The sequence below is a fragment of the Methylobacterium sp. Leaf102 genome (genome assembly GCF_001422425.1).
Classification (GTDB): domain Bacteria; phylum Pseudomonadota; class Alphaproteobacteria; order Rhizobiales; family Beijerinckiaceae; genus Methylobacterium.
Genome location: NZ_LMMX01000039.1, coordinates 1 through 25991 on the forward strand (window position 1 = coordinate 1; position 25991 = coordinate 25991).

30 protein-coding genes and 1 other RNA gene are annotated in these 25991 nt (G+C 67.6%); 12 read left to right on the forward strand and 19 right to left on the reverse strand.

Annotated features, from left to right (window positions below; genetic code table 11):
- Positions 1-54: 54 nt before the first annotated feature.
- The 3 genes from ASF27_RS22925 to ASF27_RS18870 form a co-directional block, all read right to left on the reverse strand.
- Positions 55-267, reverse strand: a 213-nt coding sequence (locus ASF27_RS22925) for a hypothetical protein (protein WP_210166286.1), incomplete at its 5' end; no start/stop codon positions are given.
- Positions 268-535: 268 nt separating this feature from the next.
- On the reverse strand, positions 536-1033 hold the full coding sequence (locus tag ASF27_RS18865) for a DUF3016 domain-containing protein (RefSeq protein WP_056362485.1): 498 nt from the start codon (positions 1031-1033) through the stop codon (positions 536-538).
- Between the two features lie 2 nt (positions 1034-1035).
- A complete protein-coding gene (locus tag ASF27_RS18870; RefSeq protein WP_056267915.1) occupies positions 1036-1557 on the reverse strand; it encodes a DUF2244 domain-containing protein in 522 nt (173 codons plus the stop codon).
- A 20-nt stretch (positions 1558-1577) separates the two neighbouring features.
- Between ASF27_RS18870 and nth the strand changes: the two genes are divergently transcribed.
- Entirely contained in the window at positions 1578-2312 is a 735-nt protein-coding gene (gene nth / locus ASF27_RS18875; RefSeq protein ID WP_082479350.1) for an endonuclease III, read from the forward strand.
- Positions 2313-2537: 225 nt separating this feature from the next.
- Positions 2538-3332 carry a phosphoribosylaminoimidazolesuccinocarboxamide synthase gene (purC, locus tag ASF27_RS18880; protein ID WP_055955211.1) on the forward strand — a complete coding sequence of 265 codons (795 nt, stop codon included), beginning with the start codon at positions 2538-2540 and terminating at the stop codon, positions 3330-3332.
- A gap of 3 nt (positions 3333-3335) precedes the next feature.
- Here purC and ASF27_RS18885 read toward each other — a convergent pair whose 3' ends face one another.
- From ASF27_RS18885 to rpmE, 5 genes are all read right to left on the reverse strand, one after another.
- Positions 3336-4979, reverse strand: a complete 1644-nt coding sequence (locus ASF27_RS18885; RefSeq protein WP_056362488.1) for a glycosyltransferase — start codon at positions 4977-4979, stop codon at positions 3336-3338.
- Between the two features lie 10 nt (positions 4980-4989).
- Complete coding sequence (locus ASF27_RS18890) at positions 4990-7095, reverse strand: glycosyltransferase (RefSeq protein ID WP_244481057.1); 2106 nt, start codon at positions 7093-7095, stop codon at positions 4990-4992.
- Positions 7070-7714: a hypothetical protein gene (locus ASF27_RS18895; protein ID WP_056267910.1), complete on the reverse strand. Its 645-nt coding sequence runs from the start codon at positions 7712-7714 to the stop codon at positions 7070-7072. The genes ASF27_RS18890 and ASF27_RS18895 overlap by 26 nt, the downstream gene beginning before the upstream one ends.
- Before the next feature lie 40 nt (positions 7715-7754).
- Positions 7755-8276, reverse strand: coding sequence for an invasion associated locus B family protein (locus tag ASF27_RS18900; RefSeq protein ID WP_056176159.1), 522 nt, complete (start codon positions 8274-8276; stop codon positions 7755-7757).
- Positions 8277-8471: 195 nt separating this feature from the next.
- Positions 8472-8726: a 50S ribosomal protein L31 gene (gene rpmE / locus ASF27_RS18905; RefSeq protein WP_018045309.1), complete on the reverse strand. Its 255-nt coding sequence runs from the start codon at positions 8724-8726 to the stop codon at positions 8472-8474.
- Positions 8727-8929: 203 nt separating this feature from the next.
- On the opposite strand from rpmE, the gene ASF27_RS18915 reads away from it, so the two are divergent.
- Positions 8930-10771: an ABC transporter transmembrane domain-containing protein gene (locus tag ASF27_RS18915; protein WP_056362491.1), complete on the forward strand. Its 1842-nt coding sequence runs from the start codon at positions 8930-8932 to the stop codon at positions 10769-10771.
- Positions 10772-10779: 8 nt separating this feature from the next.
- The gene (locus tag ASF27_RS18920) at positions 10780-11817 is read left to right on the forward strand and encodes a D-cysteine desulfhydrase family protein (protein WP_056362494.1); all 1038 of its coding nucleotides are present in this window, start codon (positions 10780-10782) and stop codon (positions 11815-11817) included.
- Here the strand turns inward: ASF27_RS18920 and ASF27_RS18925 are convergent.
- From ASF27_RS18925 to ASF27_RS18950, 7 genes are all read right to left on the reverse strand, one after another.
- Complete coding sequence (locus ASF27_RS18925) at positions 11804-12817, reverse strand: peptidoglycan -binding protein (RefSeq protein ID WP_056362506.1); 1014 nt, start codon at positions 12815-12817, stop codon at positions 11804-11806. The genes ASF27_RS18920 and ASF27_RS18925 overlap by 14 nt on opposite strands.
- Position 12818: 1 nt before the next feature.
- Positions 12819-13784, reverse strand: coding sequence for a MotA/TolQ/ExbB proton channel family protein (locus ASF27_RS18930; RefSeq protein ID WP_056362509.1), 966 nt, complete (start codon positions 13782-13784; stop codon positions 12819-12821).
- Between the two features lie 134 nt (positions 13785-13918).
- Positions 13919-14740, reverse strand: coding sequence for a TIGR00282 family metallophosphoesterase (locus ASF27_RS18935; protein ID WP_056362512.1), 822 nt, complete (start codon positions 14738-14740; stop codon positions 13919-13921).
- A 10-nt stretch (positions 14741-14750) separates the two neighbouring features.
- Positions 14751-15341 carry a 5-formyltetrahydrofolate cyclo-ligase gene (locus tag ASF27_RS18940; protein ID WP_056362514.1) on the reverse strand — a complete coding sequence of 197 codons (591 nt, stop codon included), beginning with the start codon at positions 15339-15341 and terminating at the stop codon, positions 14751-14753.
- Positions 15331-15487: non-coding RNA, 6S RNA (gene ssrS, locus ASF27_RS21865), on the reverse strand. The genes ASF27_RS18940 and ssrS overlap by 11 nt, the downstream gene beginning before the upstream one ends.
- A gap of 49 nt (positions 15488-15536) precedes the next feature.
- Complete coding sequence (gene zapA / locus ASF27_RS18945) at positions 15537-15896, reverse strand: cell division protein ZapA (RefSeq protein ID WP_056362517.1); 360 nt, start codon at positions 15894-15896, stop codon at positions 15537-15539.
- 10 nt (positions 15897-15906) lie between these two features.
- Positions 15907-16224 (reverse strand): DUF4164 domain-containing protein, encoded by a 318-nt coding sequence (locus ASF27_RS18950; RefSeq protein ID WP_082479352.1) that lies wholly within the window; start codon positions 16222-16224, stop codon positions 15907-15909.
- A gap of 397 nt (positions 16225-16621) precedes the next feature.
- Here ASF27_RS18950 and gap point away from each other — a divergent pair, with 397 nt between their 5' ends.
- From gap to ASF27_RS18990, 8 genes are all read left to right on the forward strand, one after another.
- Complete coding sequence (gene gap / locus ASF27_RS18955) at positions 16622-17629, forward strand: type I glyceraldehyde-3-phosphate dehydrogenase (RefSeq protein ID WP_056176130.1); 1008 nt, start codon at positions 16622-16624, stop codon at positions 17627-17629.
- A 56-nt stretch (positions 17630-17685) separates the two neighbouring features.
- Positions 17686-18135: a hypothetical protein gene (locus tag ASF27_RS18960; RefSeq protein WP_056362520.1), complete on the forward strand. Its 450-nt coding sequence runs from the start codon at positions 17686-17688 to the stop codon at positions 18133-18135.
- Between the two features lie 82 nt (positions 18136-18217).
- Positions 18218-19420 (forward strand): phosphoglycerate kinase, encoded by a 1203-nt coding sequence (locus ASF27_RS18965; protein WP_056362523.1) that lies wholly within the window; start codon positions 18218-18220, stop codon positions 19418-19420.
- Between the two features lie 182 nt (positions 19421-19602).
- Positions 19603-20676 (forward strand): class II fructose-bisphosphate aldolase, encoded by a 1074-nt coding sequence (fba, locus tag ASF27_RS18970; RefSeq protein WP_056176123.1) that lies wholly within the window; start codon positions 19603-19605, stop codon positions 20674-20676.
- Between the two features lie 27 nt (positions 20677-20703).
- Entirely contained in the window at positions 20704-21363 is a 660-nt protein-coding gene (locus ASF27_RS18975) for a thiamine phosphate synthase (RefSeq protein ID WP_056362526.1), read from the forward strand.
- A 14-nt stretch (positions 21364-21377) separates the two neighbouring features.
- Positions 21378-22418: a tetratricopeptide repeat protein gene (locus ASF27_RS18980; protein ID WP_244472950.1), complete on the forward strand. Its 1041-nt coding sequence runs from the start codon at positions 21378-21380 to the stop codon at positions 22416-22418.
- Positions 22419-22531: 113 nt separating this feature from the next.
- Positions 22532-23326: an inositol monophosphatase family protein gene (locus tag ASF27_RS18985; protein WP_056176116.1), complete on the forward strand. Its 795-nt coding sequence runs from the start codon at positions 22532-22534 to the stop codon at positions 23324-23326.
- Between the two features lie 43 nt (positions 23327-23369).
- Positions 23370-23915: an adenine phosphoribosyltransferase gene (locus ASF27_RS18990; protein WP_056362529.1), complete on the forward strand. Its 546-nt coding sequence runs from the start codon at positions 23370-23372 to the stop codon at positions 23913-23915.
- 114 nt (positions 23916-24029) lie between these two features.
- On the opposite strand, the gene purQ is transcribed toward ASF27_RS18990, so the two are convergent.
- The 4 genes from purQ to ASF27_RS19010 form a co-directional block, all read right to left on the reverse strand.
- The gene (purQ, locus tag ASF27_RS18995) at positions 24030-24710 is read right to left on the reverse strand and encodes a phosphoribosylformylglycinamidine synthase subunit PurQ (protein WP_056176109.1); all 681 of its coding nucleotides are present in this window, start codon (positions 24708-24710) and stop codon (positions 24030-24032) included.
- Positions 24710-24949 (reverse strand): phosphoribosylformylglycinamidine synthase subunit PurS, encoded by a 240-nt coding sequence (gene purS, locus ASF27_RS19000; protein ID WP_056362533.1) that lies wholly within the window; start codon positions 24947-24949, stop codon positions 24710-24712. Before purS ends, purQ begins: the two co-directional genes overlap by 1 nt.
- Before the next feature lie 85 nt (positions 24950-25034).
- Positions 25035-25274, reverse strand: a complete 240-nt coding sequence (locus tag ASF27_RS19005; RefSeq protein ID WP_056176103.1) for a hypothetical protein — start codon at positions 25272-25274, stop codon at positions 25035-25037.
- 109 nt (positions 25275-25383) lie between these two features.
- Positions 25384-25986 (reverse strand): ActR/PrrA/RegA family redox response regulator transcription factor, encoded by a 603-nt coding sequence (locus tag ASF27_RS19010; protein ID WP_056176100.1) that lies wholly within the window; start codon positions 25984-25986, stop codon positions 25384-25386.
- Positions 25987-25991: the final 5 nt, after the last annotated feature.

Below are 25991 nucleotides of genomic sequence, written 5' to 3' on the forward strand. Positions count from 1 at the left end.
CCATCGTCGGCCTTCCCAGCGGTCCGGAGCGTCTAGAGCCCCGTCGTGCCCCTGTCAACCCAAGCAATCCAGCAAGCCAGACCACCCAACCAACACGAAACACCACCCCAAAGACAAAAACAGTGGACCATCCAGCCAAAGCCGGATCATCCATCCGATAACGCCTCCAAGATAACCAGCGCCGCCGCCAAGACCAAAGTCCCGCTGGCCGCCGCCGATGAACAGGCTTCTACGGGCCCACAGCCCAACCGTCAACGGCCAAATGACNGCAGAAATACTCGCCGCCGATTCGAACGGCCAACGGATAGGCGGCAAAGCTCATCGGCGAGAGCCCCCAAGATAACCAGCGCCGCCGCCAAGACCAAAGTCCCGCTGGCCGCCGCCGATGAACAGGCTTCTACGGGCCCACAGCCCAACCGTCAACGGCCAAATGACCGAACGATGCGATTTTCGCGACAGATCAACGACACCCCAGCCAAAGGCCTTCTAAACGTAGGGAAACGCCGTTCCGGTCCGCCATGGCTTCGGGCCGGCATCAGCCCGTGGGTGAACGGCCCTCGACGATACGGCGCCGAAACCAATCCCGCAGCAGGTCACGCTCGTGGTCGAACGCTCCATTGGCGAAGCGCGATGCCCGCGACAGGAAATTGATGTCCGTCACCGTCTCCTCGGCGGCGGCCAATCGACGGCGGCCTTCTGTCAAGACGTAGTGCAGGCGAAACCGCGGCGGAGAAATGTCGCTGACGACGCGTAGGCCGAACGGCACGTTGGCACCCGGCCGTTCGATGCCAGCGAGGTCGATGTCGAGAACGTCGATGGCGAGGGTCCGGCCCGGCGGCAATCCCCGTGTCGCGAGCCCCTCGAAGATGCGGCGGATCTCCCCGAGGGTGACCCGCAGTGTGGCGCCAGACCCGAAACGGTTCTCCGCATCGGTGTAGCGCTCGGGCTCGATGAAGCGGACAGTGACCTGCGCCGTGGCCGCATTGGTCCAGAGGGTCAAAGCAAGGGTGAGAAGCATCAGGCCGGCGCGCATCGTCAGAACCCCTTCTTCACCTGAGCCAACGCCCGCGTGAGTTCCTGCGCGATCTCCTCGCGATCGATCGGCGAGACGTCGCGTGCGACAACCACATATTCACGGCGCGACACCAGCGTCAGGGTTTGAAGGCCATACTCCTCGTCCTCGATCCGGGTCAGCTTCGTCCACAGGGGGTTGAAGCGCCACTCGCGACGCTCGCCCCGATGGGTGACACGGGCCAGCATCACCACGAGGGGCGTGATCATCACTTCCTCGAACGACCGTCCCCGACGGAAGCTTGCCTGGAGGGCAAGGTAGAGGCCGATCATATCGAGGCCGAAGAACCCGGCCACGGGCCAAAATCCGGCCCGGATACAGGCAATGGAGGTGACGAGGGAGACGAGCCCGCACCCGATCATCACGTTCCGGAAGCCTTGAGGACTCAAGGATTGGTTCGGCCGGATCGTCGCCCGGAACACCGGACGGTCGAAGCTGTCGGGATCGAGGCCGTCAGGGTGCATCGGGATGTTGCCGCTCGCCATGCGGGCAATATAAGGCTCGGATGCGCACCCGACAGACGGCCTCGCCTAAGAACCCCCGAATTGTTGCCGCCCTTGTCGAACCGATCGTCGCAGAGGCCGAACCGGTCCGCTCGGTCGTGCCGCCGGATGTGCTTGCGGAAATCTTCGCGCGGTTGCGTGCCGCGGATCCCGAGCCGCGCGCCGAGTTGGTCTTCGGCAACGCCTATACGCTCCTTGTGGCCGTCGTGCTGTCGGCCCAAGCGACGGACAGGAGCGTGAACCTCGCCACCGCCCCGCTCTTCGCCATCGCGGACACACCGGAGAAGATGCTGTCGCTCGGCGAGGAGCGGGTGCGGGATTTCATCCGAACCATCGGGCTGTTCAACACCAAGGCGAAGAACGTCATCGCGTTGTCGCGCATCCTGGTGGAGCGGCATGGCGGTCAGGTGCCGAAATCCCGCGAAGACCTCGAAGTGCTTCCCGGTGTCGGCACAAAGACCGCGAGCGTCGTCCTCAACGTCGCCTTCGGGGTTCCGACCATCGCCGTCGACACGCACATCTTCCGGGTCTCCAACCGCATCCCCCTCGTGATCGCGCCGACGACGGACAAGGTTCAGGCCGGGCTGGAGGCTATCGTGCCGGAACCCTACCGGCTCAATGCCCATCACTGGCTGATCCTGTTCGGCCGCTACGTCTGCAAGGCACGGAAGCCCAACTGTCCGATCTGCCCCATCGCAGACCTGTGCCGGTATCCAGCGAAGACCGCGGCCCTCTGAGCGCGGCATGTTCCATTCACCGTGCCGCCCGAAACATGGGGCCAGCCCTCCCCCGCGCGGATGTCACCCATCCGGCCAACGCGTTGTGCTGACACGCCGCTTCGGGTAGTTTGCGCCACGGTCGCGGAGGCTTTCGACGAACGATGCGTTTTCACGGCCCGACCGCTTCGGCAGTCACCACGCCGCGGGTTCCGCATCGTCTCTCGCTGAAAGGAGCCACGGCCCTTGGACTTCCTCAAACCACGGTACACGCCTATGAACCGCCGCCGTCGCATCTACGAGGGCAAGGCGAAGGTCCTCTACGAGGGTCCGGAGCCGGGAACGCTCATCCAGCATTTCAAGGATGATGCCACCGCCTTCAACGCGCAGAAGCACGACGTCATCGACGGCAAGGGCGTGCTGAACAACCGGATTTCCGAGTTCGTCTTCCAGCACCTCAACGACATCGGCGTGCCGACGCACTTCATCCGCCGCCTCAACATGCGCGAGCAGCTGATCCGCGAGGTCGAGATCATCCCCCTCGAAGTGGTGGTGCGCAACGTCGCCGCCGGCTCGCTCGCCACGCGCCTCGGCCTCGAGGAGGGCACACAGCTGCCGCGCTCGATCATCGAGTTCTATTATAAGAACGATGCGCTCAACGATCCGATGGTCTCCGAGGAGCACATCACGGCATTCGGCTGGGCTACGCCCCAGGAGATCGACGACATCATGGCGCTGGCCATCCGAGTCAACGATTTCCTGTCGGGCCTCTTCCTCGGCGTCGGCATCCGCCTCGTCGACTTCAAGATCGAGACCGGCCGTCTCTGGGAAGGCGACATGATGCGCATCGTCGTGGCCGACGAGATCTCCCCGGATTCGTGCCGCCTGTGGGACATCAAGTCGTCGGACAAGCTCGACAAGGATCGCTTCCGCAAGGATCTCGGCGGTCTGATCGAGGCCTATACCGAAGTCGCCAAGCGTCTCGGCATCATGTCCGAGAACGAGAAGGTGCAGACGGGCGGTCCGCGCCTCGTCCAGTAGCCGTCAGCGCGGCGCGACCGGGCCGGTCATCTGCCAGCCGGATCGCAGCCGCGTGTAGGTGCCGAGATCGGGGTCGAACCCGGAATGATAATGGGGGTCCTGCGCCAGCAGCGGCCCCCATCGCTTTTTGAAGGCCGTGACCTCGCGGTCATGCCGTGCCCTGGCCTCGGGCGTCCAGCGGCGGCTCGCCGCTTCGTCGTGGATCAGGATCGCGCCGCCGACGTAGAGGGTGCGGTAACCGGCCTCGTTCAAACGCAGGCACAGGTCGACATCGTTGAAATCAACCGCGAAGGCGCCGGCGTCGAAACCGCCGACGGCTGCGAACTTTCGTGCTTCGATTACCAAGCAGGCCGCCGTCACCGCTGACACCGCACGGGTGGCGAGCAAGCCGGACAGATAGCCCGGAGCGTCCCCGGAAAAGTACCGATGCGCGTGGGTGACGAGGCCGCCGGGGCCGAGAATCACACCGCCGTGCTGGATGCGCCCGCGCCCGTCGATGAGCCGTGCACCGACGGCGCCGATCTCTGGCCGCAGGGCCTCGCGAACCATTCGGTCGAGCCAGGTCGGATCGGTGACGGTCACGTCGTTGTTGACGAAGGCGAGAACCCGCCCCTTTGCGACGGCCGCCGCCCGGTTGTTCATGGCCGCGAAATCGAACGGGCCGGGACACGGTACGACACGGATGACGCCGTCGGCTGCGAGATCGCCGAGATAGACCATGGTTTCTGGATCGCGACTGTCATTGTCACACACCAGGATCTCGCGGTCCGGCCAGTCGGTGCGATGGATCAGGCTGTCGAGGCAGGGTCTCAGGAGATCGAGGCGGTCGCGGGTCGGGACGATGAGGCTTACGCTCGGTACCGGGTCGGGTAGTGAGCGCCAGAGGGTGATGACGCCGTCCTCGTCCATCCGCGTCGCGACATCGCCCTCCCCCGCGCGCACGAGATCTCGGCGGACAATCGCGAGGCGGCCGGCGCGGCGGCTCCGCCCCCCCTCCCCTGCCGCAACCGCCGCGCCAATGGACAGGATCTGCGGGAGATGGCCGATACTGTCGGAGCCGAACCGTCCAGCGAGGCGCAGCAGAGCATCGAGAGCCGGCGCTTCGGGATCGAGATCGATGATGCCGCCGATCGCGTCCAGGGCAGTGCGGCGCACGGCGACGACGGGGCCGATGTAATCCACCGCCCTCAGATACTCTGCATCGAAGGCAGGCCGGAGGAGGGGCATAATCCTGGACCCCGACACGTCGAGGGCATCGCCATAGAGGGCAACATGGTGCGGATGCGCCGCGAAGGTGCGAACCAAACGTTCTTGGGAGCCCGACACCAGAGTGTGGCCGGGGGTGGTGAGAACGACGAGGTCCCTCTCTTCGATCACCGGCACGACCTCGCTCAGGAGATTGGCGATGCGCCGGTCCCGCCGCGTCAGCCAGAGTTTCCGGTGATCGAGCCCCAGCAGCGCGGCCCGGGCTTGTGCAGCACGGACGCGTTTGCCCATGAGCCGCGCCTTCGCGATGGCGAGGGTGGCGCTGGGGTGCTGCGCGAGGATCGCGACGGCCATGCGAAGGCGCGCGAGAATGCCCGGACGGATGCGGTGGGCGAACAGCAGGGCATCGCGGTGCTCGTCGGTCAGGGGACACTCTCCCACCGGGGCGCCGTCATTCGAGATCCTCGCCGAAGGTCGTGAGCGACAGACCCGGATGATAGAACGGGTCGTGCCGGATGGTGTCCCGCCAGCGCGCGACGAAGCGATCGGCCTCAGCCTCGAACCGGGCGCGGGCCGGGCCGATGGATGGGCCGCGGCTCGTGGATTCGAGATGGGCGAGGACGGCGTGGGGCGTCCAGACGGTCTTGTAACCCGCTGCGTTCAGGCGAAGACACAGGTCGACGTCGTTGAAGTCGATGGGAAACGTTTCGGCATCGAGGCCGCCGACCGCGTCGAATTTGCGCTTCTCCACGGCGAGACATGCGGCGGTGACGGCCGAGACCTCGTGGGCGACCCGCAGCTGTCCGAGATGCCCGGGGCTGTCCGAGGGGCGCCGGCGCAGGATATGTCCGGCGCGCCCACCGAGGCCGACGACGACGCCGGCATGCTGGAGGGTGCCGTCGGCGTAGAGCAGTTTCGCCCCGACGGCACCCACCTCCGGCCGGCAGGCCTGCCGGACCAAGGCGTCGAGCCAGTCGTCGCGCAGCACAGCGATATCGTTGTTCAGCAGGACGACGACCGAGCCCCGCGCCGCCGCGACCCCCGCATTGGTCATGGCGGAGAAGTCGAACGGAGCCGACCAGTCGAGGATCCTGACACGCGGATCACGTCGCAGACGCTCGTAGTAGGCGTGGACGTCCGCGTCGATGGAGCCGTTGTCGACGATGACGAGTTCGATCGCCGGATAGGCGGTGGCGCCGAGAACCCCGTCGGCGGCGATACGGATCAAGTCGAGCCGGTCTCGCGAGGGAACGACTACGCTGACGAGTGGGGCGGGCTCGGGGAGGGGCCAGAGCAGATCGGCGATGGCTGGATCGACACGCGGGCGCGACGGAACTTCGACCGCCTTCAGATTTTCCTCGAGGCGTTCGGTGTGCCGCGCCGTGGAATCGTTCGTGGGCCCGCGAAGAAGGACCCGCGGCACGTGGGCGACACGCGCAGGCAACACCGTCGCCGCGGCACGAACGCCGAGATCGATCCGGCAATCCTCGGGTGCGCCGAGGGGCAGATCCAGCAGCTGCGCCAGGAGTACACCCTTATGGAGTGTGAAGCCGGCATAACCCTGCGCCAGAGCGAGATCGGGACTCCAGTCCGGTTTCAGCCGCGGGCATAACAGGGCATCGCCGGTTTCCTCGTCGGCGTAAGCCATCTCGCCGCCATCGGGCGATTCCAGAGCTCTGGCGAGGAGCGCGAGGGCCTCCGGCTGCAGGCATTCCCCAGGGCTGAGAACCCCGACACAGCCCATCTCATCGGCGACGAGATCCCGAAGGGTTCCGCCCGCGGGCCATTGCACGTGGGTTACCCGGGGATCGGTCGCCGCGTCCACATCCGGTCCGTCGACCCAGGCGACGACCGCGCGCCAATCGGCTCCGACCTGGGCGGCGAGGCAGCGCAGGGTTTCGGCGACCCGGGCGTGATCGGCGTGCCGCGCCGGAAGGATCAGGCAGACCGGCAATGCCGAGGTGCCGACTGGGAGGACGGCGTTTCCCCTTCGCCGCGACTCGGCCCAGACGTCGTAGCGCGCCCGGGGTGTCGCGCCACAAGTACCGCGGAGGATGTCCCGAAAGCGGCGCTCGTCACCACGCATCGCATTGTAGAGGGCCGCCGCGGCACGCAATGGACGCTTGCCGAGGCACTCGGCCGTCACGCTCAGATGCGTGCGTAGGCCGACCCGCTCCAGCACGAACTCCGTGCGAGGATCGATGGCGAGGTGAAGATCGGTACAATCCTGCGGCAGGTAACCGAGCCAGGACGCCGCCCCGAGCGCTGACCCCGGCAAGACAAAGTCTTCGTACCGGGCCGGTCGGCGGATAAGGCGGAGCAGGGGCCGGAGCGGGCGCGCCACCGCCCGCTCGCGGTAGGTCAGCACGATCCAGCATCCGCGCGGCGACCCATGCAGGCGCAGGCGCCGACCGAAGACCGGATCATCGTGGGGCTCGAGGGTGAAGGCCGCGGCACGGCCGAGCCATCCACCGCGCGGCGGCGTGGTGCCGTCCCGTGCGCTCAGGAGCCGTGCCCTGGCGGCGGAGTGATCATTCGGCCGTCGCCGGAACGGCAACCGGCGCCTCGGAGGTCGCCAGCGGCGGCGCCGGCTTGCGCTTGGCCGGCGCGCGTTGAGGCGTCCCACCCCCGAGACGAACCTCGATGTCGTAATCACCCGTCTGGGCGACGGGCACCATCAGGTCGTCCTCGATGATGGAAAACAGACCCTGTGCCTCACCCGGCGGGACGATGACGGAGACGCGGCGGGCGCGGGAGACGATCGTCTTGCCCGAGGATTTGAGGGAGACCGTCAGCGGTGCCTCGAACCGGCCCGGCGCCCCGGCGGGGCCGAGGAGCACGTGGCCCTCGATACCGACCTTCACACGGATCGAGCCGTCCTGGAGCCGGTTGCATTCGCGGGCGAGGCGCCCGAGCGTGGTCTGGCTTCGCAATCCGGCGCTGCCCGTCGCACTGGGGGGATTGCGCAGGGCCGCGCCGCCTTCGGGCACATCCACCGTCGGGCAATAGGCCTCGTCGAGGGGCGCGGGCTGCGAGGGCGGAACGGTGGTACCGCCGTACTTGAACAGGTTCGAGAAGGCGTTGCCTTCCTGTGCCCCGGCCCCGTCCGCGGCGACGAGAACCGGAAGACCTACGATCAGGAGTCGCAGAGCGATCTGGCTGGCATGCTTCGACATGATCCGTTCCCGATTGGTGCCGGCGGACTGCCCGGTCCCGTTACTTCAGGCTCTCGAAACCTTGGCCGAACCCCTTCATGGAGAGGGGAATGCCGACGCCCTCCTCCGGGGTCTGGAACACGATGAATGTCGCCTGGGCACCGGCGTTGAACTGCTTGATCAAGCCTTCGTCCATCACGACCTCGGCGACGCAGCCCGTGGTGAGGCAGCGCACGAACCCGGCGCGGCCGACATCGGTCTTGTCGATCTTGAGCCCGAGGCCGGACGGCAGGAGCACGCCGAGCGGCGCCACCACCCGGAGCAGGTAGCCACGATTGTCGGCCGTCTTCAGAACGATCACCACGAGGGTCAGATTGGGGCGGTCCTCGGCGGCGAGATACTGCACCATGGCGCATTGCTCGGCTTTCGCGCCAGCCGGCGTCTCGCAGCGCAACTGCCAGTCCCCGAAGGTGTTGCGGACCATGCCCTGAGCGGCGGCGGGAAAGGCGGGCACAGCGCCCAGGAAACCCGCCGCTAGGGCGAAGCCGAACCAGCGGGCGACGGCACCTTCGCGTCGCAGCATTGCTCGAAACCCCACGCGCCAAACCCTTTCGTGCCGCGTCGGGCGCGGCGAAATCCGGGGCGTTGGGACCATGCGGACGCCGCATCTGTCAAGCGATGACCGTGCCGCGAGGCTCTCCAAACGCGAACAGGCGGCGCCATCGCGCCGCCTGTTCGATCATTCCGGACCTGACCGAGATCGGTCGGCTGATGAACGTTACTTCTTGCCGAACGACAGCGCGCCGAAACGCGAGTTGAAGCGCGAGACACGACCACCACGATCGAGCATCTTCTGCTCGCCACCGGTCCAGGCCGGGTGCGTGTTCGGATCGATGTCGAGGTTGAGGGTGTCCCCCTCCTTGCCGTAGGTCGACCGGGTCATGTAGTCGGACCCGTCGGTCATCACGACCTTGATGAAATGATAGTCGGGATGCTCGGTACCCTTGGCCTTGTCGGCCGCACTCTTTGCCATGACGAATCCTTGAAGTGCCACGCCGACCGGCTCGTCTGGCGGCCCGCGGCCATAGATCACGCGCAATCGGATGAAGGCGCGCCTATACCCCAGGCGTCGCCGCTGGACAAGCGCGCCGTCCCGGGCAATCGCGAGGCCGTCGAATTCCAAGTCCAGAGCAGCGACGTCCAGACAACCGGCGTCCCCAACACCGACGAGGCATGATGGCACGCGGTTCGAAGAAGAAGGCATCCGCCGAGGGACGGCCCAGGGCGCCCCTCGGCTCCCTGCGTCCGCTGGTCCCGTTCGCGGCCGTCTATCGCGGGCGCATCCTCGCCGCGTTCCTGTCCCTGCTGATGGCCTCGCTGGCGACCCTGGTGGTTCCCCTGGCGCTGCGCCGGGTCATCGATCACGGGTTCTCGCCGGAAGGTCAGAGCGTCATCAACGCTTATTTCGGCGGGCTCATCGGCGTCGTCGCCGTTTTGGCGATGTCGAGCGCCGCCCGGTACTACACCGTGGTCACGCTGGGCGAGCGTGTCGTCGCAGATCTGCGAAGCGCCGTGTTCCGCCGCCTCACCGAACTCGATCCGGCCTTCTTCGACCGGTCTCTCTCGGGTGAGATCATCTCACGGCTCACCGCCGATGCCACGCAGGTGAAGGCGGTGTTCGGCGTCAGCATCTCCATCCTGCTGCGCAACGCGTTCCTGTTCACCGGCGCCATCGCCATGATGGTGATCACAAGCCCGAAGCTCTCGATCCTCGTTCTCGTGGCGATCCCCCTCATCGTGTTCCCGCTGATCCTGTCGGGACGCGGCGTGCGTCGTCGCTCGCGCGCTGCGCAGGACCGGCTCGCCGATGCCTCGGCCTACGCCTCCGAGGCGGTGAGCGCGATCCGGACCATGCAGGCCTTCGGCATGGGTCGCTCCGCAGCCGCACGCTTCGCCGAAGCTTCGGAGAACGCATACGGCGCGGCCCGCAGTTCGATTCACGCCCGCGCGCTTCTCACGGGGGTCGCCATCTTCCTCATCTCGGCGAGCGTCGTCGGGGTGATGTGGTACGGCGCGCAAGGCGTCCTCGCGGGCACCATGACGGCGGGCCAACTCTCGCAGTTCGTGCTCTACGCGGTGTTCGGCGCGAGCGCTTTGGGCCAGCTGTCGGAAGTCTACGGGGAACTCGCCCAGGCGGCCGGTGCTGCGGAGCGCCTCGGCGAAATCCTGGCGGCCAAGCCGGCCATCGAAGCACCGGCGGACCCCGTCGCCCTTCCGACCCCGCCGCGCGGCGAGGTCGCCTTCGAGGCCGTCCGCTTCCTCTACCCAACCCGACCCGAGCATCCGTCGCTCGATGGAATCAGCTTCACCATCGCCCCCGGCGAACGCGTCGCCCTCGTGGGGCCCTCGGGGGCCGGCAAGACCACGGTGCTGCAACTGCTCCTGCGGTTCTACGACCCCCAGAGCGGCACGATCCGCGTCGACGGCATCGACATCACCCGCACCGACCCGGATGCCCTGCGCGAACGCCTGTCCCTCGTCCCCCAGGACCCGACCGTGTTCTCAGGCTCGGTCCTGGAGAACATTCGCTACGGCCGTCCGGACGCGACGGAAGCGCAAGTCCAGCGCGCCGCCGAACTCGCCCATGCCGACGGGTTCATCCGCGCCCTGCCCCAGGGCTACGCCACCACGGTCGGCGAGCGCGGCGTCACCCTCTCGGGCGGCCAGCGCCAGCGCGTCGCCATTGCCCGGGCCATTCTCAAGGATGCTCCGATCCTGCTCTTGGACGAGGCTACTTCGGCATTGGACGCCGAGAGCGAGCGGGCCGTGCAGACCGCACTGGACACCCTGATGCGCGGGCGTACCACCCTCGTCATCGCGCACCGCCTCGCCACCATCCGGGCAGCGGACCGCATCCTCGTCCTCGACGGCGGAAGAATCGTCGAGTCGGGCACCCACGAAACCCTGCTCGCGCGCGGTGCGCTCTACGCCCAGCTCGCCGCCCTCCAGTTCACCGACGCCTTCGAGGATACCGCCCGCAGCCGCGAGCCGCGCCGCGAAGCGCTGCCGGCCGAGTAGGACTCGCCATGGACCTGTCGCGGTTCCCCCGTCTGCCGCTCCTCGACCTGCCGAGCCCCATCGAGCCACTGGACGGGCTCGCCCGCCATCTCGGCGATGGTCTTGCCGGGGTGCGCCTTTGGGTGAAGCGCGACGACCTCGCGCGGTTCGGGCTCGGCGGCAACAAGCTGCGCAAGCTGGAATACCTTCTCGGCGCGGCCCGGGCCGAGGGCGCCGACACGGTGATCACCGTCGGGGCGATTCAGTCGAACCACGCCCGCCTCACCGCAGCCGCGGCGGCCCGGACGGGTTTCGCCTGCGAACTGTTCCTGACCCGGAGCGTACCGCGCACGGACGACGCCTATGCGCACAATGGTAACCGCCTCCTCGACGACCTGTTCGGCGCGACGGTGCACGAGCTCGCCGCCGGAGGCGATGCCCTGGCGTTGGCGGAACGGCGCGCCGATGAGCTCCGTGCAGCGGGGCGCCGCGTCTATGTCTTCCCCTCGGGCGGCTCCAGTCCCGTCGGCTGCCTGGGTTACGCGGCCTGTGCCGGTGAAATTTTCGCCCAGGCGGACGCAATGGGCCTGTCACTGAACCAGATCATCGTTCCCAACGGCAGCTGCGGCACCCACGCAGGCCTCGCCGCCGGCCTACGGGCGGACGGGCACGACCCGCGTCTCGCCAAGTCCTACGCGGTGCTGGAAACGGGTGAGCGAGCCGGGGCGATCACCCTCGACAAAGCCAACGCGACTTTGGCAATTCTGGCGCCCGGCCTGACGTTGACATCCGACGACATCGTCATCGACGGCGCGCATCGCGGGCCGGGCTACGGTATCCCCACGGCCGGCATGCTGGAAGCGGTCCGGCTTCTGGCCCGCACGGAAGGCCTGCTCCTCGACCCCGTCTACAGCGGCAAGGCGTTCGCCGGTCTCCTCCACGACGTTCGCGGAGGCCTTTACCCATCGGGAGCGAACGTGCTGTTCGTGATGACGGGCGGCGTACCGGGCCTGTTTGCCTACCCGGACGTGCTCACCGGACAGGTGGAGCAAACTACCGCTCCGTGAGTTTCATCTCGATTCGGCGGTTGCGCCCGTAGGCCTCCTCGGTCGTTCCCGAATCGAGGGGCTGGAACTCGCCGAAGGCACCGGCGAGGAGGTGCTGGGGCGGGACGCCCTTGGACGCCATGGCCTGCACCACCGCGATGGCGCGGGCCGCCGAGAGGGACCAGTTCGACGGGAACTGGGCGCTGGCGATGGGTCGGGCGTCCGTGTGGCCGTCGACCCGCAGCACCCACGGGATATCGGCGGGGATCTGCCGGGAAAGTTCCAGAATCGCGCCGGCGATGCGGTCGAGTTCCGGTCCCGCCTCGGGCTTCAGGGTGGCGGATCCGGCGGGAAACAGAACCTCGGATTGCAGAACGAAGCGGTCGCCGACGACGCGGATATCCGTGCGTGTGCCGAGGATCTGGCGCAGACGGCCAAAGAAATCCGATCGGTAGCGAGCGAGTTCCTGCACTTTTTGAGCGAGGGCCACGTTGAGGCGACTGCCGAGATCGGCGATGCGGGCTTGGCTCTCCTTGTCGCGATTCTCGGAGGCCGCGAGGGCATCCTCCAAGGCGGCGAGCTGCCGGCGCATCGCCGCGATCTGTTCGTTCAGCAGATCGATCTGGGTGGCGGCGCGGGCCGAGCCCGCCCGCTCGGCAGCGAGTTGCCGGTCGACGTCGCCCTGCTTGGCGCTGGCGCCCTGGCCCGATTCGGCCTGGAGCCGGAAGCGATCCCGCTCGGCCTCGGCGCCGAGCAACGTATTGCGCAGCGAAGAGGCGGTGGCCTCCTGCGCCTTGCGGGTCGAGCGTTCCAGGGCGAGGAGATCCGTGAGGTCGGCGATCTGGCGGTTGAGGCGGGTCAGCACCGAATCGCGGCCGGTGATCTCCTGCGACAGGAAGAATTGGCCGACGACGAAGATGGTCAGCAGAAAGACGACGGCGAGCAGCAGGGTCGCGAGGGCATCGACGTAGCCCGGCCAGACGTTGAGGGACCGGTCGCGCCGTGTGCGGAGCGAGGCCATCTCAGCTGCGCTCGCGGCCGAGGCGGTCGAGAACCTGCTTCAGTTCGCGCTCGCGGGTGGCCTGCGCCTCGACCCAGTCGCGGATCATCTGCTGCTCGGCCCGCATGTGCTGAACGAGGCCCTGGATGCCTTCGGCGAGGTTGGTCATCGCCTGTGTCGCCACCCGGCCGTTGGCGCCCTCGGCGATGACAGCCGTGAGGCGGTCTACCGCTTCCTGCAGTTCACGGGCGGAGGCCGGCTCCTGGGCTTTCGTCGGCGCGACTGCCACGGTCTCGCCGGAAACGAGCCAATCCTCGAGTTCGTTGTGGAAACGGGCATGCGCCTGTCCTGCCTGAAGATCCAGGAACCCGGTGACGAGGGAGCTCGCGAGGCCGAACAGGGAGGCGGAGAAGGCGAGGCCGATGCCCGACAGCGGCACGGCGAGCCCATTCTTGAGCTCGTCGAACATCGCCGCCGCCTCGCCGCCGCCGCGCATAGTCTTGATGACAGAGCCCACGGCGCTGAGCGTGTCGATGAGGCCCCAGAATGTCCCAAGCAGGCCCAGCAGGATGAGGAGCCCGGCGACGTAGCGCAGGATCTCGCGGCCCTCGTCGAGGCGCGCCGCCACGGTATCGAGGAAGGCGCGGGTGCCGGGCAGCGTGATCCCGTCCCGTCGGGCGGCCAGCGCGGACGCAAGCGGCGCCAGCAAAGACGGCGCCTTCGTGGGCGTTTCGCCGGCCGCCACGGCGTTGACGTAGGCGACCTCGCGATAGAGCCGGATCACCTGCCCGAAGGCGAGCAGGACGGCGATGAACAGCACGCCGAGGATCAGGCCGTTCAGGCCCGGATTGGCGAGGAAGGCCGGGGTGATCTGCCGGAACAGAACGAAAGCGAGAAAGCCCACGAGGGCGAGGAACACCAACATCCGCACGAGGTAGATGCCGGGCTTGGCGAGCGTCGCGGTCGCGGTCGCGGGAGGGGTCGCCATCGGCTCGGACACTCTTCACGCAAAGACTTAAGTGCCTGCTCGACCGAGCGGACAACGGGCCAATCCCGGCCGCACATTGGCTGTAGGTCGAGCGTCGATCAACCCGCCTGCGGTGAACATCCCCCGTAGGCGAGCTAATCCCAGCCGCGCGGCCAGGTTTCCTCAAGGTGCGGCCCGAGGCGCACGGGCCAGACGCCCGTGGCGAGGCCGGTGCGGTCGTCGGTCTCCACCGCGATGCCGCACAGGGTCCCCTCCCCGTGCGCAGCCTCCAAACGCGCGCCCGGCGTCTTTTGGAGGAAGCGGCGCAGAGGTTCGTCCTTCTGCATGCCGAGGATCGAATCGTAGTCGCCGCACATGCCCGCGTCCGAGAGGTAGGCGGTGCCACCGGGCAGGATGCGGTGGTCGGACGTCGGGGTATGGGTGTGAGTGCCGACCACCAGGCTGGCACGGCCGTCGAGGAAATACCCGAAGGCCTGCTTCTCGCTCGTCGCCTCGGCGTGGACATCGACGATGACCGCGTCGGCGACCTCACCGAGCGGACAAGCGGTGAGTTCGCGCTCGGCCGCCGCGAACGGATCGTCGAGGGCATCCATATAGATGCGGCCCATGACGTTGAGGACGAGGACCCGGGCGCCCTTGGCCGTCTCGACCACGGTGGCACCGCGCCCCGGCGTGCCGGGCGGGTAGTTCGCCGGGCGCACGAGGCGCGACTGCCGGGCGATGAAGACGAGGGCCTCGCGCTGATCGAACGAATGATTGCCGAGGGTCACGGCATCGGCACCGGCCTGGAGCAACTCGTCGCAGATGGCCTCGGTGAGGCCGAAGCCCCCTGCGGCGTTCTCGCCGTTGATCACGACGCAATCGAGACGCCAGCGTTCCCGTAGGTTCGGTAGGCGGTCGGTGATCACTTGGCGGCCGGGCCGGCCGACCACATCGCCGAGGAAGAGAAGACGCATCGCTTGTTCGTCAGGTTCGTTTCAGCGGGACCGGGCCCGCTTCGGTGATGAGATGATCGAGGGGCTGATCGTGCGATTCGGCCGGGACCTCGTCCACCGCCTGCACGGAAAACGCGATCCCGATGGTCAGCACCGGTCCGTTTCGCCCGAGGCGCGCGATGGCCTGATCGTAATAGCCGCGCCCGTAGCCGATTCGGTGCCCACGCGTGTCATAGGCGGCAAGCGGCACGATGAGCGCGGTGGGATCGAGGGGCGGCAGGCTGTCGTCCGGTTCGCTCAGGCCGAAGCTGCCACGCACCAGGGCTTCACCGGCGCGCCATTCACGGAAGACGAGGCCGTCGGGTGTCACTTTCGGCAGAGCGACCCGCTGGCCGCGCGCGAACAGGCGCTCCATGAGCGGTCGGGGATCGACCTCGCTGCGGATCGGCCAGAAACCTCCGACGATGGGGGCTTCGGCAAGGCCATCGATGCGCATCACGGCATCGGCAATCGCCCGGGCACCGGCACGCCGCACCTCCGGATCGAGGGCATCGCGCCGCCCGAGGGCCGCTTGGCGAAGGGACGCTTTCAAGGAAGCGTGCGAGTGAGAGTGCGGAGCCACATGAGCCGTTGGAGTGTCGATCCCGGGAAACCTACAGTGTAGGTGGGCGCCGTGTTGGCCGAGTCCAGGGACAGGGCCAGGGACAGCTCCCTGGGGAGTCGATAAGGCCCCGGGGAAAGTTCTCCTGACGAACGCGGCAGCCCCGCAAACCCTATGTAGCGTCGGCCAATGGCTGGCGCCAGGGGCATGGTGGCGTCAACCAGCCGAAAGCGTCTTTGCCAAATGCTCGATCCGCTCGGTGCAACGGCCGAGGCCGGCGGCGATGCGGGTCTCCTCCGCGGCACGGGTCGCATCGGCGGTCTCCACCTGGGCGCGCAGGCCGGTGGTCTCGGCCTCCAAGGCGGCGAGCCGACGCCGCGTCTCGTCGAGCTCATCGGCTTGCAACAGCGCCGCCATGACGTGCAGGCGCATGTCGCCGATCTCGCCGAACGACGCCCGCAAACCGGTGATGCGCCCGTCGAGCTCCGTCGCGAGGGCGGTGAGATGCGGCTCCTCGCCCTCGGCGCAGGCCATACGGTAATTCTTGCCATCGATGGTGACGTTGATCTGGGGCATCGAATCCAGGCTAGCGCGCGGGGGAGGATGGGACCAGTACGCCCTCGACGGCGGCGATGGCCCGGCCGAGGCGATGCCCGACGTCGTCGGAGGCGGCCTCCACCGCGGCGAGACGGGCGCTGGCGGCATCGAGCTCCGCGCCCAGGCGAGCGCGGTCTTCTCCCATGATGGCGAGTTCGGTTTCGAGGTCGCTGGGATCGCGCTCGGCCTCGAACCGCTGCCCCACGGCCGCCTCCAGGCGGGTCAGGGCAACTTCGAGCCGCGACAGGGCGTCGTCGATGGCCTCACTCACGAAACGCGTCTCCCAAAGCTCCGCACCGGTCTGCATCCACATGCGACACGCCCCGATACCATGACGTGCGCCGCGCGGCACAGCTAGCATCCGGCTCGGGAATGGAGTCGAATGACAAACAGGCTCCCGTGCCTGTGCGCGCAATGCCCGCAAAGCCCGACCGACCTTTGCCGGGCAGATCGAGCATGGTAGAGACCGGCCGCCCGCCAAACCGGATACAGCATTCCGTGACAAGTTCAGGCCCCTCGCGCGCATCGTCCGGTTCCCGGATGATCCCGAATGGCCGGATGGCGGTCGCAATTCATCGTGCGTTCAAACTGGATTCGCACAGAGCGAGCGATAAATCGGGGCTTGTCCTTCGGGCCGGCCGCTTCGATCTCCATGCTGGAGGGCGCCGCAGGGTCGGTGTCCGTTTAACGGAAGGGTTCACGCCGTGTCGGTGAAGGTAGCCATCAACGGGTTCGGACGTATCGGTCGCAACGTTCTGCGCGCCATCCACGAGGCCGGTCGCAAGGACATCGAGGTGGTGGCCATCAACGATCTCGGCCCCGTCGAGACCAACGCCCACCTCCTGCGCTTCGATTCGATCCACGGCCGCTTCAACGCCAAGGTCGAGGTGGATGGCGAGTTCATCGTCGTCGACGGCAACCGCATCCGGGTCACCGCCGTGCGGAATCCTGCTGAGCTGCCTCATCGTGAGCTCGGCGTCGATATCGCCCTCGAATGCACAGGCATCTTCACCTCGAAGGACAAGGCGAAGGCCCACCTGGATGCAGGCGCCAAGCGGGTCATCGTCTCTGCTCCCGCAGATGGCGCCGACCTCACGGTCGTCTACGGCATCAACCACCAGGCGCTCACCGCCGATCACCTCGTGATCTCCAACGCTTCGTGCACCACCAACTGCCTCGTGCCGGTGGCCAAAGTGCTGAACGATCTCATCGGGATCGAGCGCGGCTTCATGACCACGATCCATTCCTACACCAACGATCAGCCGTCCCTCGATCAGATGCACAAGGACCTCTACCGGGCCCGCGCTGCCGCCCTGTCGATGATCCCGACCTCCACGGGTGCGGCCAAGGCCGTAGGCCTCGTGCTGCCGGAGCTGAAGGGCAAGCTCGACGGAACTTCGATCCGCGTGCCGACCCCGAACGTTTCGGCCGTGGACCTCGTGTTCACCGCCAAGCGCGCCACCACCGTGGACGAGATCAACGGCGCCATCCGGGCCGCGGCGGACGGCCCGCTCAAGGGCGTGCTCGCCTACACGGACCAGCCCAACGTCTCCATCGACTTCAACCACGATCCCCACTCGTCGACCTTCCACCTCGACCAGACGAAGGTGATGGACGGCACCTTCGTGCGGATTCTCGCTTGGTACGACAACGAGTGGGGCTTCTCGAATCGCATGGCCGACACGGCCGTGGCCATGGGCAAGCTGCTCTGATCCGTGCGGACTGACGGATCGTCCGCTCCTTGAAGAAACACGATGGTGTGCCCGAGATGACAGAGACCTCCCCCACCGGACGCGACTTCATCCCAGGCACACCTCCGGCCGGGCCGTCGGTGGCCCCGCCCCAGCCCCAGGCGTCCACGCCGGTCGTCGTGGGCAAGGCCGAGACGCTGTCTCCAACCGCGGCTCCGGGTGGCGATCAGCTTGCCCGCATCGAGGACAAGTGCGCCCGTATCGAGGACAAGTATGCTCGCTCGGAGGCGCTGCTGTCGCGTGTCGAGGAAAAGATCGAAGGCGCTGCCGCGCGCATGAACGAGGCCGCCCGACAGACCGATCTCGCCGCCCTGCGCAGCGAAGTCCGCGCCATCGGCGACCGAACCCGGGGTCTGCCGGGTTCCGGCGCCCTGGTGTTGACGGCGATCATCACAGCGGTGCTGACCGTAGCGCTCACCATCGCCGCCCAGCGCTTCCACTTCGACGCACTCATTCCGCCGCGCTGACCCTCGAATCGCCGCCCAATTCCTGCCCGCGAGACCAAGACCTACTCGCGGGACGCCGGTACTTTCCGAGACCAAGGACCCGATGACCGCTTTCCGTACCCTCGACGATGCCGGCGCCCTGAACGGCAAGCGCGTTCTCCTTCGCGTGGACGTCAATGTGCCTATGGAAAACGGTCGCGTCACCGATGCGACCCGGATCGAGCGCATCGTCCCGACGATCCACGAGATCGTCGACAAGGGCGGACGCGTGGTGCTGCTAGCGCATTTCGGCCGTCCCAAGGGCAAGCCGGTTGCGAGCGAATCCCTGAAGCCCGTAGTCGCGACCATCGCCGCGCACCTCGGCCGGCCGGTGGCTTTCGCCGAAGATTGCGTCGGCCCCGCCGCCACCGAGGCCGTCGGTGCCCTGAAGGACGGCCAGGTGCTTCTCCTCGAGAACACCCGCTTCCATGCCGGCGAAGAGCAGAACGATCCGGCCTTCGTTGCCGAACTCGCGGCCAACGGCGACCTCTACGTCAACGAGGCGTTCTCGGCGGCGCACCGCGCCCACGCCTCGACGGAGGGGCTCGCCCACGTTCTGCCGGCTTATGCCGGGCGCCTGATGCAGGCGGAACTCGATGCCCTGACCAAGGGTCTCGAAGCGCCGACCCGGCCGGTCATCGCCCTCGTGGGCGGCGCCAAGGTGTCGTCGAAGATCGACCTGCTTCAGAACCTCGTCGCCAAGGTCGACATGCTGGTCATCGGCGGCGGCATGGCCAACACCTTCCTGCACGCGCAAGGCCTCGGGGTCGGCAAGTCCCTCTGCGAAAAGGATCTCGCCGAGACCGCCCTTCGCATCGTCGAGGCCGCCAAGGCTGCGAACTGCCGCATCGTCCTGCCGGTGGATGCCGTCGTGGCCAGCGAGTTCAGGGCCAACGCGGCGCACGAGACCGTCGCCGTCGATTCGGTGCCCGAGGCGGGCATGATCCTCGACGCCGGCCCCAGAACGGTCGCCGAGATCAACGCGGCCATCGACACCGCCGCGACCCTGGTTTGGAACGGCCCGCTCGGCGCTTTCGAGTTGTCCCCCTTCGACGCCGCCACCGTGGCGGCGGCCCGTCACGCGGCGGAGCGGACCACGGCCGGCAAGCTGGTCTCCGTGGCGGGCGGCGGCGACACCGTGGCGGCCCTGAACCACGCGGGCGTGCGCGAGACCTTCTCGTACGTCTCGACGGCCGGTGGCGCCTTTCTCGAATGGCTGGAAGGCAAGGAATTGCCCGGCGTCGAGGCCCTGCGCATCAGAGCTTGAGCGTCCGCCCACGTGGTCGTGACGGTTCCGACCGGCTTTATCCCGGCGAAACGATCAACAAGGCCGATTACGGTTGCAGTCGCGCCGTTCTGGCTTGAGAAGACGACGAATTCTGAAGGAAGGCGCTATCCGGCGCGTCTGAGCGAACTGCCCCGACGGCGGTCGAAATCGAGGAGAAACCCATGGCCCGCATCACCCTGAGGCAGCTCCTCGACCATGCCGCCGAGTACGAGTACGGCGTGCCGGCGTTCAACCTGAACAACATGGAGCAGGGTCTCGCCATCATGGCGGCGGCGGACGCCACCGATTCGCCGGTCATCCTCCAGGCAAGCAAGGGGGCGCGCGCCTACGCCAACGACATCGTGCTCGCCAAGCTCATCGACGGTCTCGTCGAGGTCTATCCGCACATCCCCGTCTGCATGCACCTCGACCACGGCAGCGACGAGGCCACCTGTGCCACGGCGATCCAGTACGGCTTCACCTCGGTGATGATGGATGGGTCCCTCAAGGCAGACGGAAAGACTCCGGCCGACTATGCCTACAATGTCGAGATCACCCGCAACGTCACCAGGATGGCCCATTGGGCCGGCGTCTCGGTCGAGGGCGAACTCGGCGTGCTCGGCTCCCTGGAGAGCGGCGAGGGCGAGGCCGAGGACGGACACGGCGCCGAAGGCGTGCTGAGCCACGACCAGCTTCTCACCGACCCGGACGAGGCCGTTAAGTTCGTCGAGGCCACCAAGGTCGACGCCCTCGCCGTCGCCATGGGCACCTCGCACGGCGCCTACAAGTTCACGAGGCAGCCCGATGGCGACGTGCTCGCCATGAACGTGATCGAGGAGATCCATCGGCGCCTGCCCACCACACACTTGGTGATGCACGGCTCCTCCTCGGTGCCGCAGGACCTGCAGGACATCATCAACCAGTACGGCGGCCAGATGAAGCCGACCTGGGGCGTGCCCGTCGAGGAGATCCAGCGCGGCATCAAGCACGGCGTGCGCAAGATCAACATCGACACCGACAACCGCATGGCGATGACCGGTCAGATCCGGAAAATCCTGGCCGAGAACAAGGCCGAGTTCGACCCGCGCAAGTACCTCAAGCCGGCCATGGAGGCGATGACGAAGCTCTGCCGCCAGCGCTTCGAAGAGTTCGGCACCGCCGGTCAGGGCTCGAAGATTCGCCCGATCTCCGTCGCCAACATGGCCAAGCGCTACGCCGACGGCTCCCTCGATCCGAAGATCGGCGCGGCACGCTGAGCGCCCGACGCTTCCTGAAGGACCCCTATGGCCGAGCCCCGTACCCGCCTCGCCCTCCTCACCCCGCACCGTATCGAGGCGGGTGACGCCGACGTCCTCGCGGCAGCCCTGACAGCCGCGTGCGCCGCCGGCGACGTCGCGGCCGTGATCCTGCGCCTCGCTCCCGCCGATGAGCGCAGCCTCGTCAAGCTCGTCAAGCGTCTCGCCCCCGCGGCGCAGGGCACGGGTGCGGCCTTGGTCTTGGCCTGCACCGGTTTCCCGGGCGATCTGGTGAGCGTCTCGGCGCGTGGCGGCGCCGATGGAGTCCATCTCGACAAGCCGAAGGATGGGACCCTGGCGGACCTGCGCGGACGCCTCGACGACGGGCGCATCCTCGGGGCTGGTGGCCACGAGCAGAAACACGCGGCCATGGAGGCCGGAGAGGCCGGCGTCGACTACGTGATGTTCGGCGGCCTGTACGCAGACGGAATCGCGCCAGAAGCGGCCACGATCCTCGACCGGACGACGTGGTGGACGGAGATCTTCGAAACGCCCTGCATCGCCGTCGCCCACGAAGTCGGGGAGGTGGCGGCCCTCGCCGCGACGGGCGCGGAATTCCTCGGACTCGAAAGCGCCCTGTGGATGGGCAACGACGCGGACGTGGCCGCGATCCAGGCGATGGTGAACGCCGCGGGGTCGGCTTCGTGAGAAGTGCCGCCCGTTTGCTTGCGTCGGTCCTGGCGTTGGCCGGCCCCGGAAGCGCGCTGGCACAGTCGCCCCAGCCGGTGATGCCCATCGTCCCGGGGGCGAACGCGCAGGCACCGGTCCCGAAGCCGGCGTCGAAGGAAGTCTTCACAGCGCCGCTGAAGGAATTGCCGACGCCCTACACGCCCGGCGTGATGGGTGCGAACCCGCCGACGTCGAACAAGGAAACCGATGTCGCGTTCGGTGCCTATCAGCGCGGCCAGTACACCACCGCCCTCCGCGAGGCGACGAAGCGGCTCTCGGCCAATTCCAGGGACGCGGCGGCGATGACGCTGCTCGGCGAACTCAACAACCAGGGTCTGGGCATCAAGCAGGACCCGGTGAAGGCCGCCGAGTGGTACCGTCTGGCCGCGGCCCAGGGCGATGTCCACGCCATGGCGTCCCTCGGTCTCATGTCCATCGATGGACGCGGGGGCCCCAAGGACCTGAAGGCCGGTCGGCGCTGGCTCGAACAGGCTTCGGACAAGGGTGACGCCACCGCCTCTTACAATCTGGCGCTGATCCTGCTCGGCTCGGGCACGGAGGCCGATCAAGCCAAGGCCGCGACCCTGTTCCGCAAGGCGGCCAACGGCGAGATCAGCGCCGCCCAGCACGGCCTCGGCGTCCTTTATCTTCAGGGCCGCGGGGTCGCGAAAGACCCGGCGCAGGCAGCCGAACTGTTCCGCCGGGCGGCCGACAACGGCGATCTCGCCGGCGAGGTCGAGTTCGCCATCCTGCTGTTCAACGGAACCGGCATCGCCAAGGACGAGGGCCGCGCCGCCCGCTACTTCCTCCATGCCGCCTCGCGCGGCAACGCCATCGCGCAGAACCGGATCGCACGCCTCTACGCCAACGGTCGCGGCGTACCGAAGAACCTCGTGGAGGCAGCGGCCTGGAACCTGGCCGCCGCGGCGCAGGGGCTCTCCGACGCATGGCTCGACCAGACCCTGACGGGACTCAGCCCCGAGGAGCGTACCCGGGCCGAGCAGATGGCGTCCGAACGCGCCAACGTGAAATAGGCGCATCCCGCCCGTGCTCCGACGGGGATGAGGCCGGCGCCAAACGTGCTATGGCCCCCCTCAGACCTCTCGCGTCTCCGACGCTCTTTGAATCGACCCGGACCCTTCAAGCGATGATCAGCTCACCCCTCATGACCGTCATGGTCGATGCCGTCCGCAAGGCCGCCCGCGGCCTCAAGCGCGACTACGGCGAGATCGAGAACCTTCAAGTCTCGCGCAAGGGACCGGGCAATTTCGTCTCGGCGGCCGATCGCAAGGCTGAGGAAGTCCTGCGCGACGCTCTGATGAAGGCCCGGCCCGGCTACGGCCTCGTGCTCGAGGAATCCGGCATCGTCGAGGGCGCCGACAAGAGCCACACCTGGCACGTCGACCCCCTCGACGGCACCACCAACTTCCTGCACGGCATCCCGCATTTCGCGATTTCCGTGGGCTTGGAGCGCGAGGGCCAGATCGTCGCCGGCGTGATCTACGATCCAGCCAAGGACGAGTTGTTCGTGGCCGAACGCGGCAAGGGCGCCTACCTCAACAACCGCCGGCTGCGCGTCTCAGGCCGTGTCGACATGGCCGACGCCCTCGTGGCCTACGGCTCACCCTACCTTGGGCGCGGCGATCATCCGAAGCTCCTGCGCGAGGTGGCGGCCGTGATGGCCGTGAGCGGGGGCATCCGCCGGTTCGGCTCGGCGGCTCTCGATCTCGCCTACGTCGCCTGCGGCCGCTCGGACCTGTACTGGGAGCGCGACCTGCAGACCTGGGACATCGCGGCCGGCATCATCCTGGTGCGCGAGGCCGGCGGCTTCGTCTCCAGCGCCGATGGCGGCGCCGAGCCCCTCGCCGCGCGTTCGGTGGCCGCCGGCAACGAGAACCTGCATGGGGATCTCGTGAAGCTCCTGCGCCGCGCCAACGCCTGAAACCCACGCCCACTCATCATCGAACTCGACGAAGGCCGCCGCCATGGATTCCCGCCGCCATATCGAGCTGAAAGAGTCGATCCGCTCGATTCCGGACTACCCGAAGCCCGGTATCGTGTTTCGCGACATCACCACGCTATTGAGCGATCCGCGTGCCTTCCGTCGGGCGGTCGATGCCCTCGTGCATCCGTTCGCGGGCGGCCGGATCGATCAGGTCGCCGGCATCGAGGCGCGCGGGTTCATCCTTGGTGGCGCAGTGGCGCACCAGCTTTCGTCGGGCTTCGTACCGATCCGCAAGAAAGGCAAGCTGCCCCACAAGACCGTGTCGATCGCCTATGCCCTCGAATACGGCACCGACGAAATGGAAATCCACGTCGATGCGATCAAGCCGGGCGACCGGGTGCTTCTGGTGGACGATCTCATCGCCACCGGCGGGACGGCCTGCGCGGCGGTGAACCTGCTTCGTCAGATCGGTGCCGAGGTCGTGGCCGCCTGCTTCGTCATCGATCTGCCCGAGATCGGTGGGGCGCAGAAACTGCGGGATCTCGACGTCCCGGTGCGGACGTTGATGGAGTTCGACGGGCACTAGGTCCGTAAGACGCGCGGTCCTGCAAGAGGGAATGCCTTCGCTGCGCGGAGGTCGTCTCCCTCGACCTCCCGCTCCGCGACCGCCCTCCCCGACACAGAGGGAGGGTCGAAGGCCCTATGCAGCCAAGCTCGCGAACAGGCCGCGCCCGTCCGTGCCGCCGACGAGATCTTCGACGAAGTTCTCCGGGTGCGGCATCAGCCCGAGTACGTTGAGCTTCTCGGAATAAATGCCCGCGATGGAATTAAGCGAGCCGTTGCGATTGGCATCCACCGTCAGCGCGCCCGACGCGTCGCAGTAGCGGAACGCCACGCGGCCATCGCCTTCGAGGCGCACGATGGTGTCGGGATCCGCGAAGTAGTTGCCCTCGCCGTGCGCCACGCACACGTCGATGACCTGATCCTTGGTGTAGGCCGTGGTGAAGCGGGTATCGGCGCGCTCGACGCGCAGGAGCTGCCGGTGGCAGATGAAGCGCCGGTCGACGTTGCGCATGAGGACGCCGGGCAGCAGACCCGACTCGCACAGAATCTGGAAGCCGTTGCAGATGCCCAGCACCAAGCCGCCGCGCGCCGCGTGCGCGCGCACGGCATCCATGGCCGCCGCGCGGCCCGCGATGGCGCCGCAGCGCAGGTAGTCGCCGTAGGAAAAGCCGCCCGGCAGGACGGCGAGGTCGGTGCCCGCCGGCAGTTCGGTGTCGGCATGCCAGACCTTGACCACTTCGGCCCCGGCCTGAGTCAGGGCACGGGCGACATCCGCGTCACGGTTGGAGCCCGGAAAGACGATGACGGCGGCGCGCATCAGGCGATCTCGATCGCGTAGTTCTCGACCACGGTGTTGGCCAGGAGCTTCTCGCAGGCGGCCTTGAGGGTGGCCTCGGCTGCGGCGCGGTCACCGCCCGCGAGTTCGACGTCGAAGACCTTGCCCTGGCGCACACCGTCGACGCCGGACAGGCCGAACGACGTCAGCGCCGCCTCGATCGCCTTGCCCTGCGGATCGAGCACGCCGGTCTTCAGGGTGACGATGATGCGTGCTTTCATGGGGTCGAACTCGGCTGCGCGTGGCGGGGCGCCCCCGCGATAATCGGGAAACGCCGCCCTGGCAACGCGGAGGGACCCTGCTCGGCTAGCGGCGCTGTACGGCGGGGGCGGCGCGCAGGGGTTCGATGCTGATGGCCCGACGCCAGAGCTGCAACATCACCCAAGCGGCGAAGAGGCTGAAGACGGCCATCAGCACGTGGCCGACGGTGTCGCCGAGTTCGAAGATGCCGGCCAGCGCCCATCCGGCCGCAATGGCGACGGCGAAGACTTCCGTGCCCACTAGCACCATCATGCTGACGATCGTGATGAGGTTGCGCGTGTTCACTGGCGTAGCATCCCGATTGTCGTTCCGTCACCGCGCGATCCCGTTGCGCGGGCGGTCGAGGGAAGTAGCGCGATCTGGTCGGACCACGCAACTTCGCCCCTTCCCGTCGTCAGCGCGGCGCGCGTTTGGCCAGGATGCGCTGCAGGGTGCGGCGATGCATGTTGAGGCGACGCGCCGTTTCCGAGACGTTGCGGCTGCACAGCTCGTAGACCCGCTGGATGTGCTCCCAGCGCACCCGGTCGGCCGACATCGGGTTCTCCGGCGGATCGGCCCGCTCGCCCGGCTGGGCCATGAGGGTGCCGTGGATCTCGTCGGCATCCGCGGGCTTGGCGAGATAGTCGAACGCGCCGAGCTTCACCGCCGTCACCGCCGTGGCGATGTTGCCGTAGCCCGTAAGAATCACGCCGCGGGCCTCCGGGCGACGCTCCTTGAGACGGGCGATGACGTCGAGGCCGTTCCCATCTCCGAGACGCATGTCGATGACCGCGAAGGCCGGCGCCCGCGCATCCACCATCGAGACCCCCTCGGCCACGCTCTCGGCGACGTGGACCTCGTAGCCGCGCATCTCCATGGCGCGGGCGAGGCGGGTCGAGAACGGTTTGTCGTCATCGACGATGAGCAGGCTACGATCGGTGAAAGCGGCCAGCGGATCGTTATCGCCAAGTTGCATGATATCGGCGCCAGGCGCCGTTGTACCGGTCTGCGTCTGCATTCGAC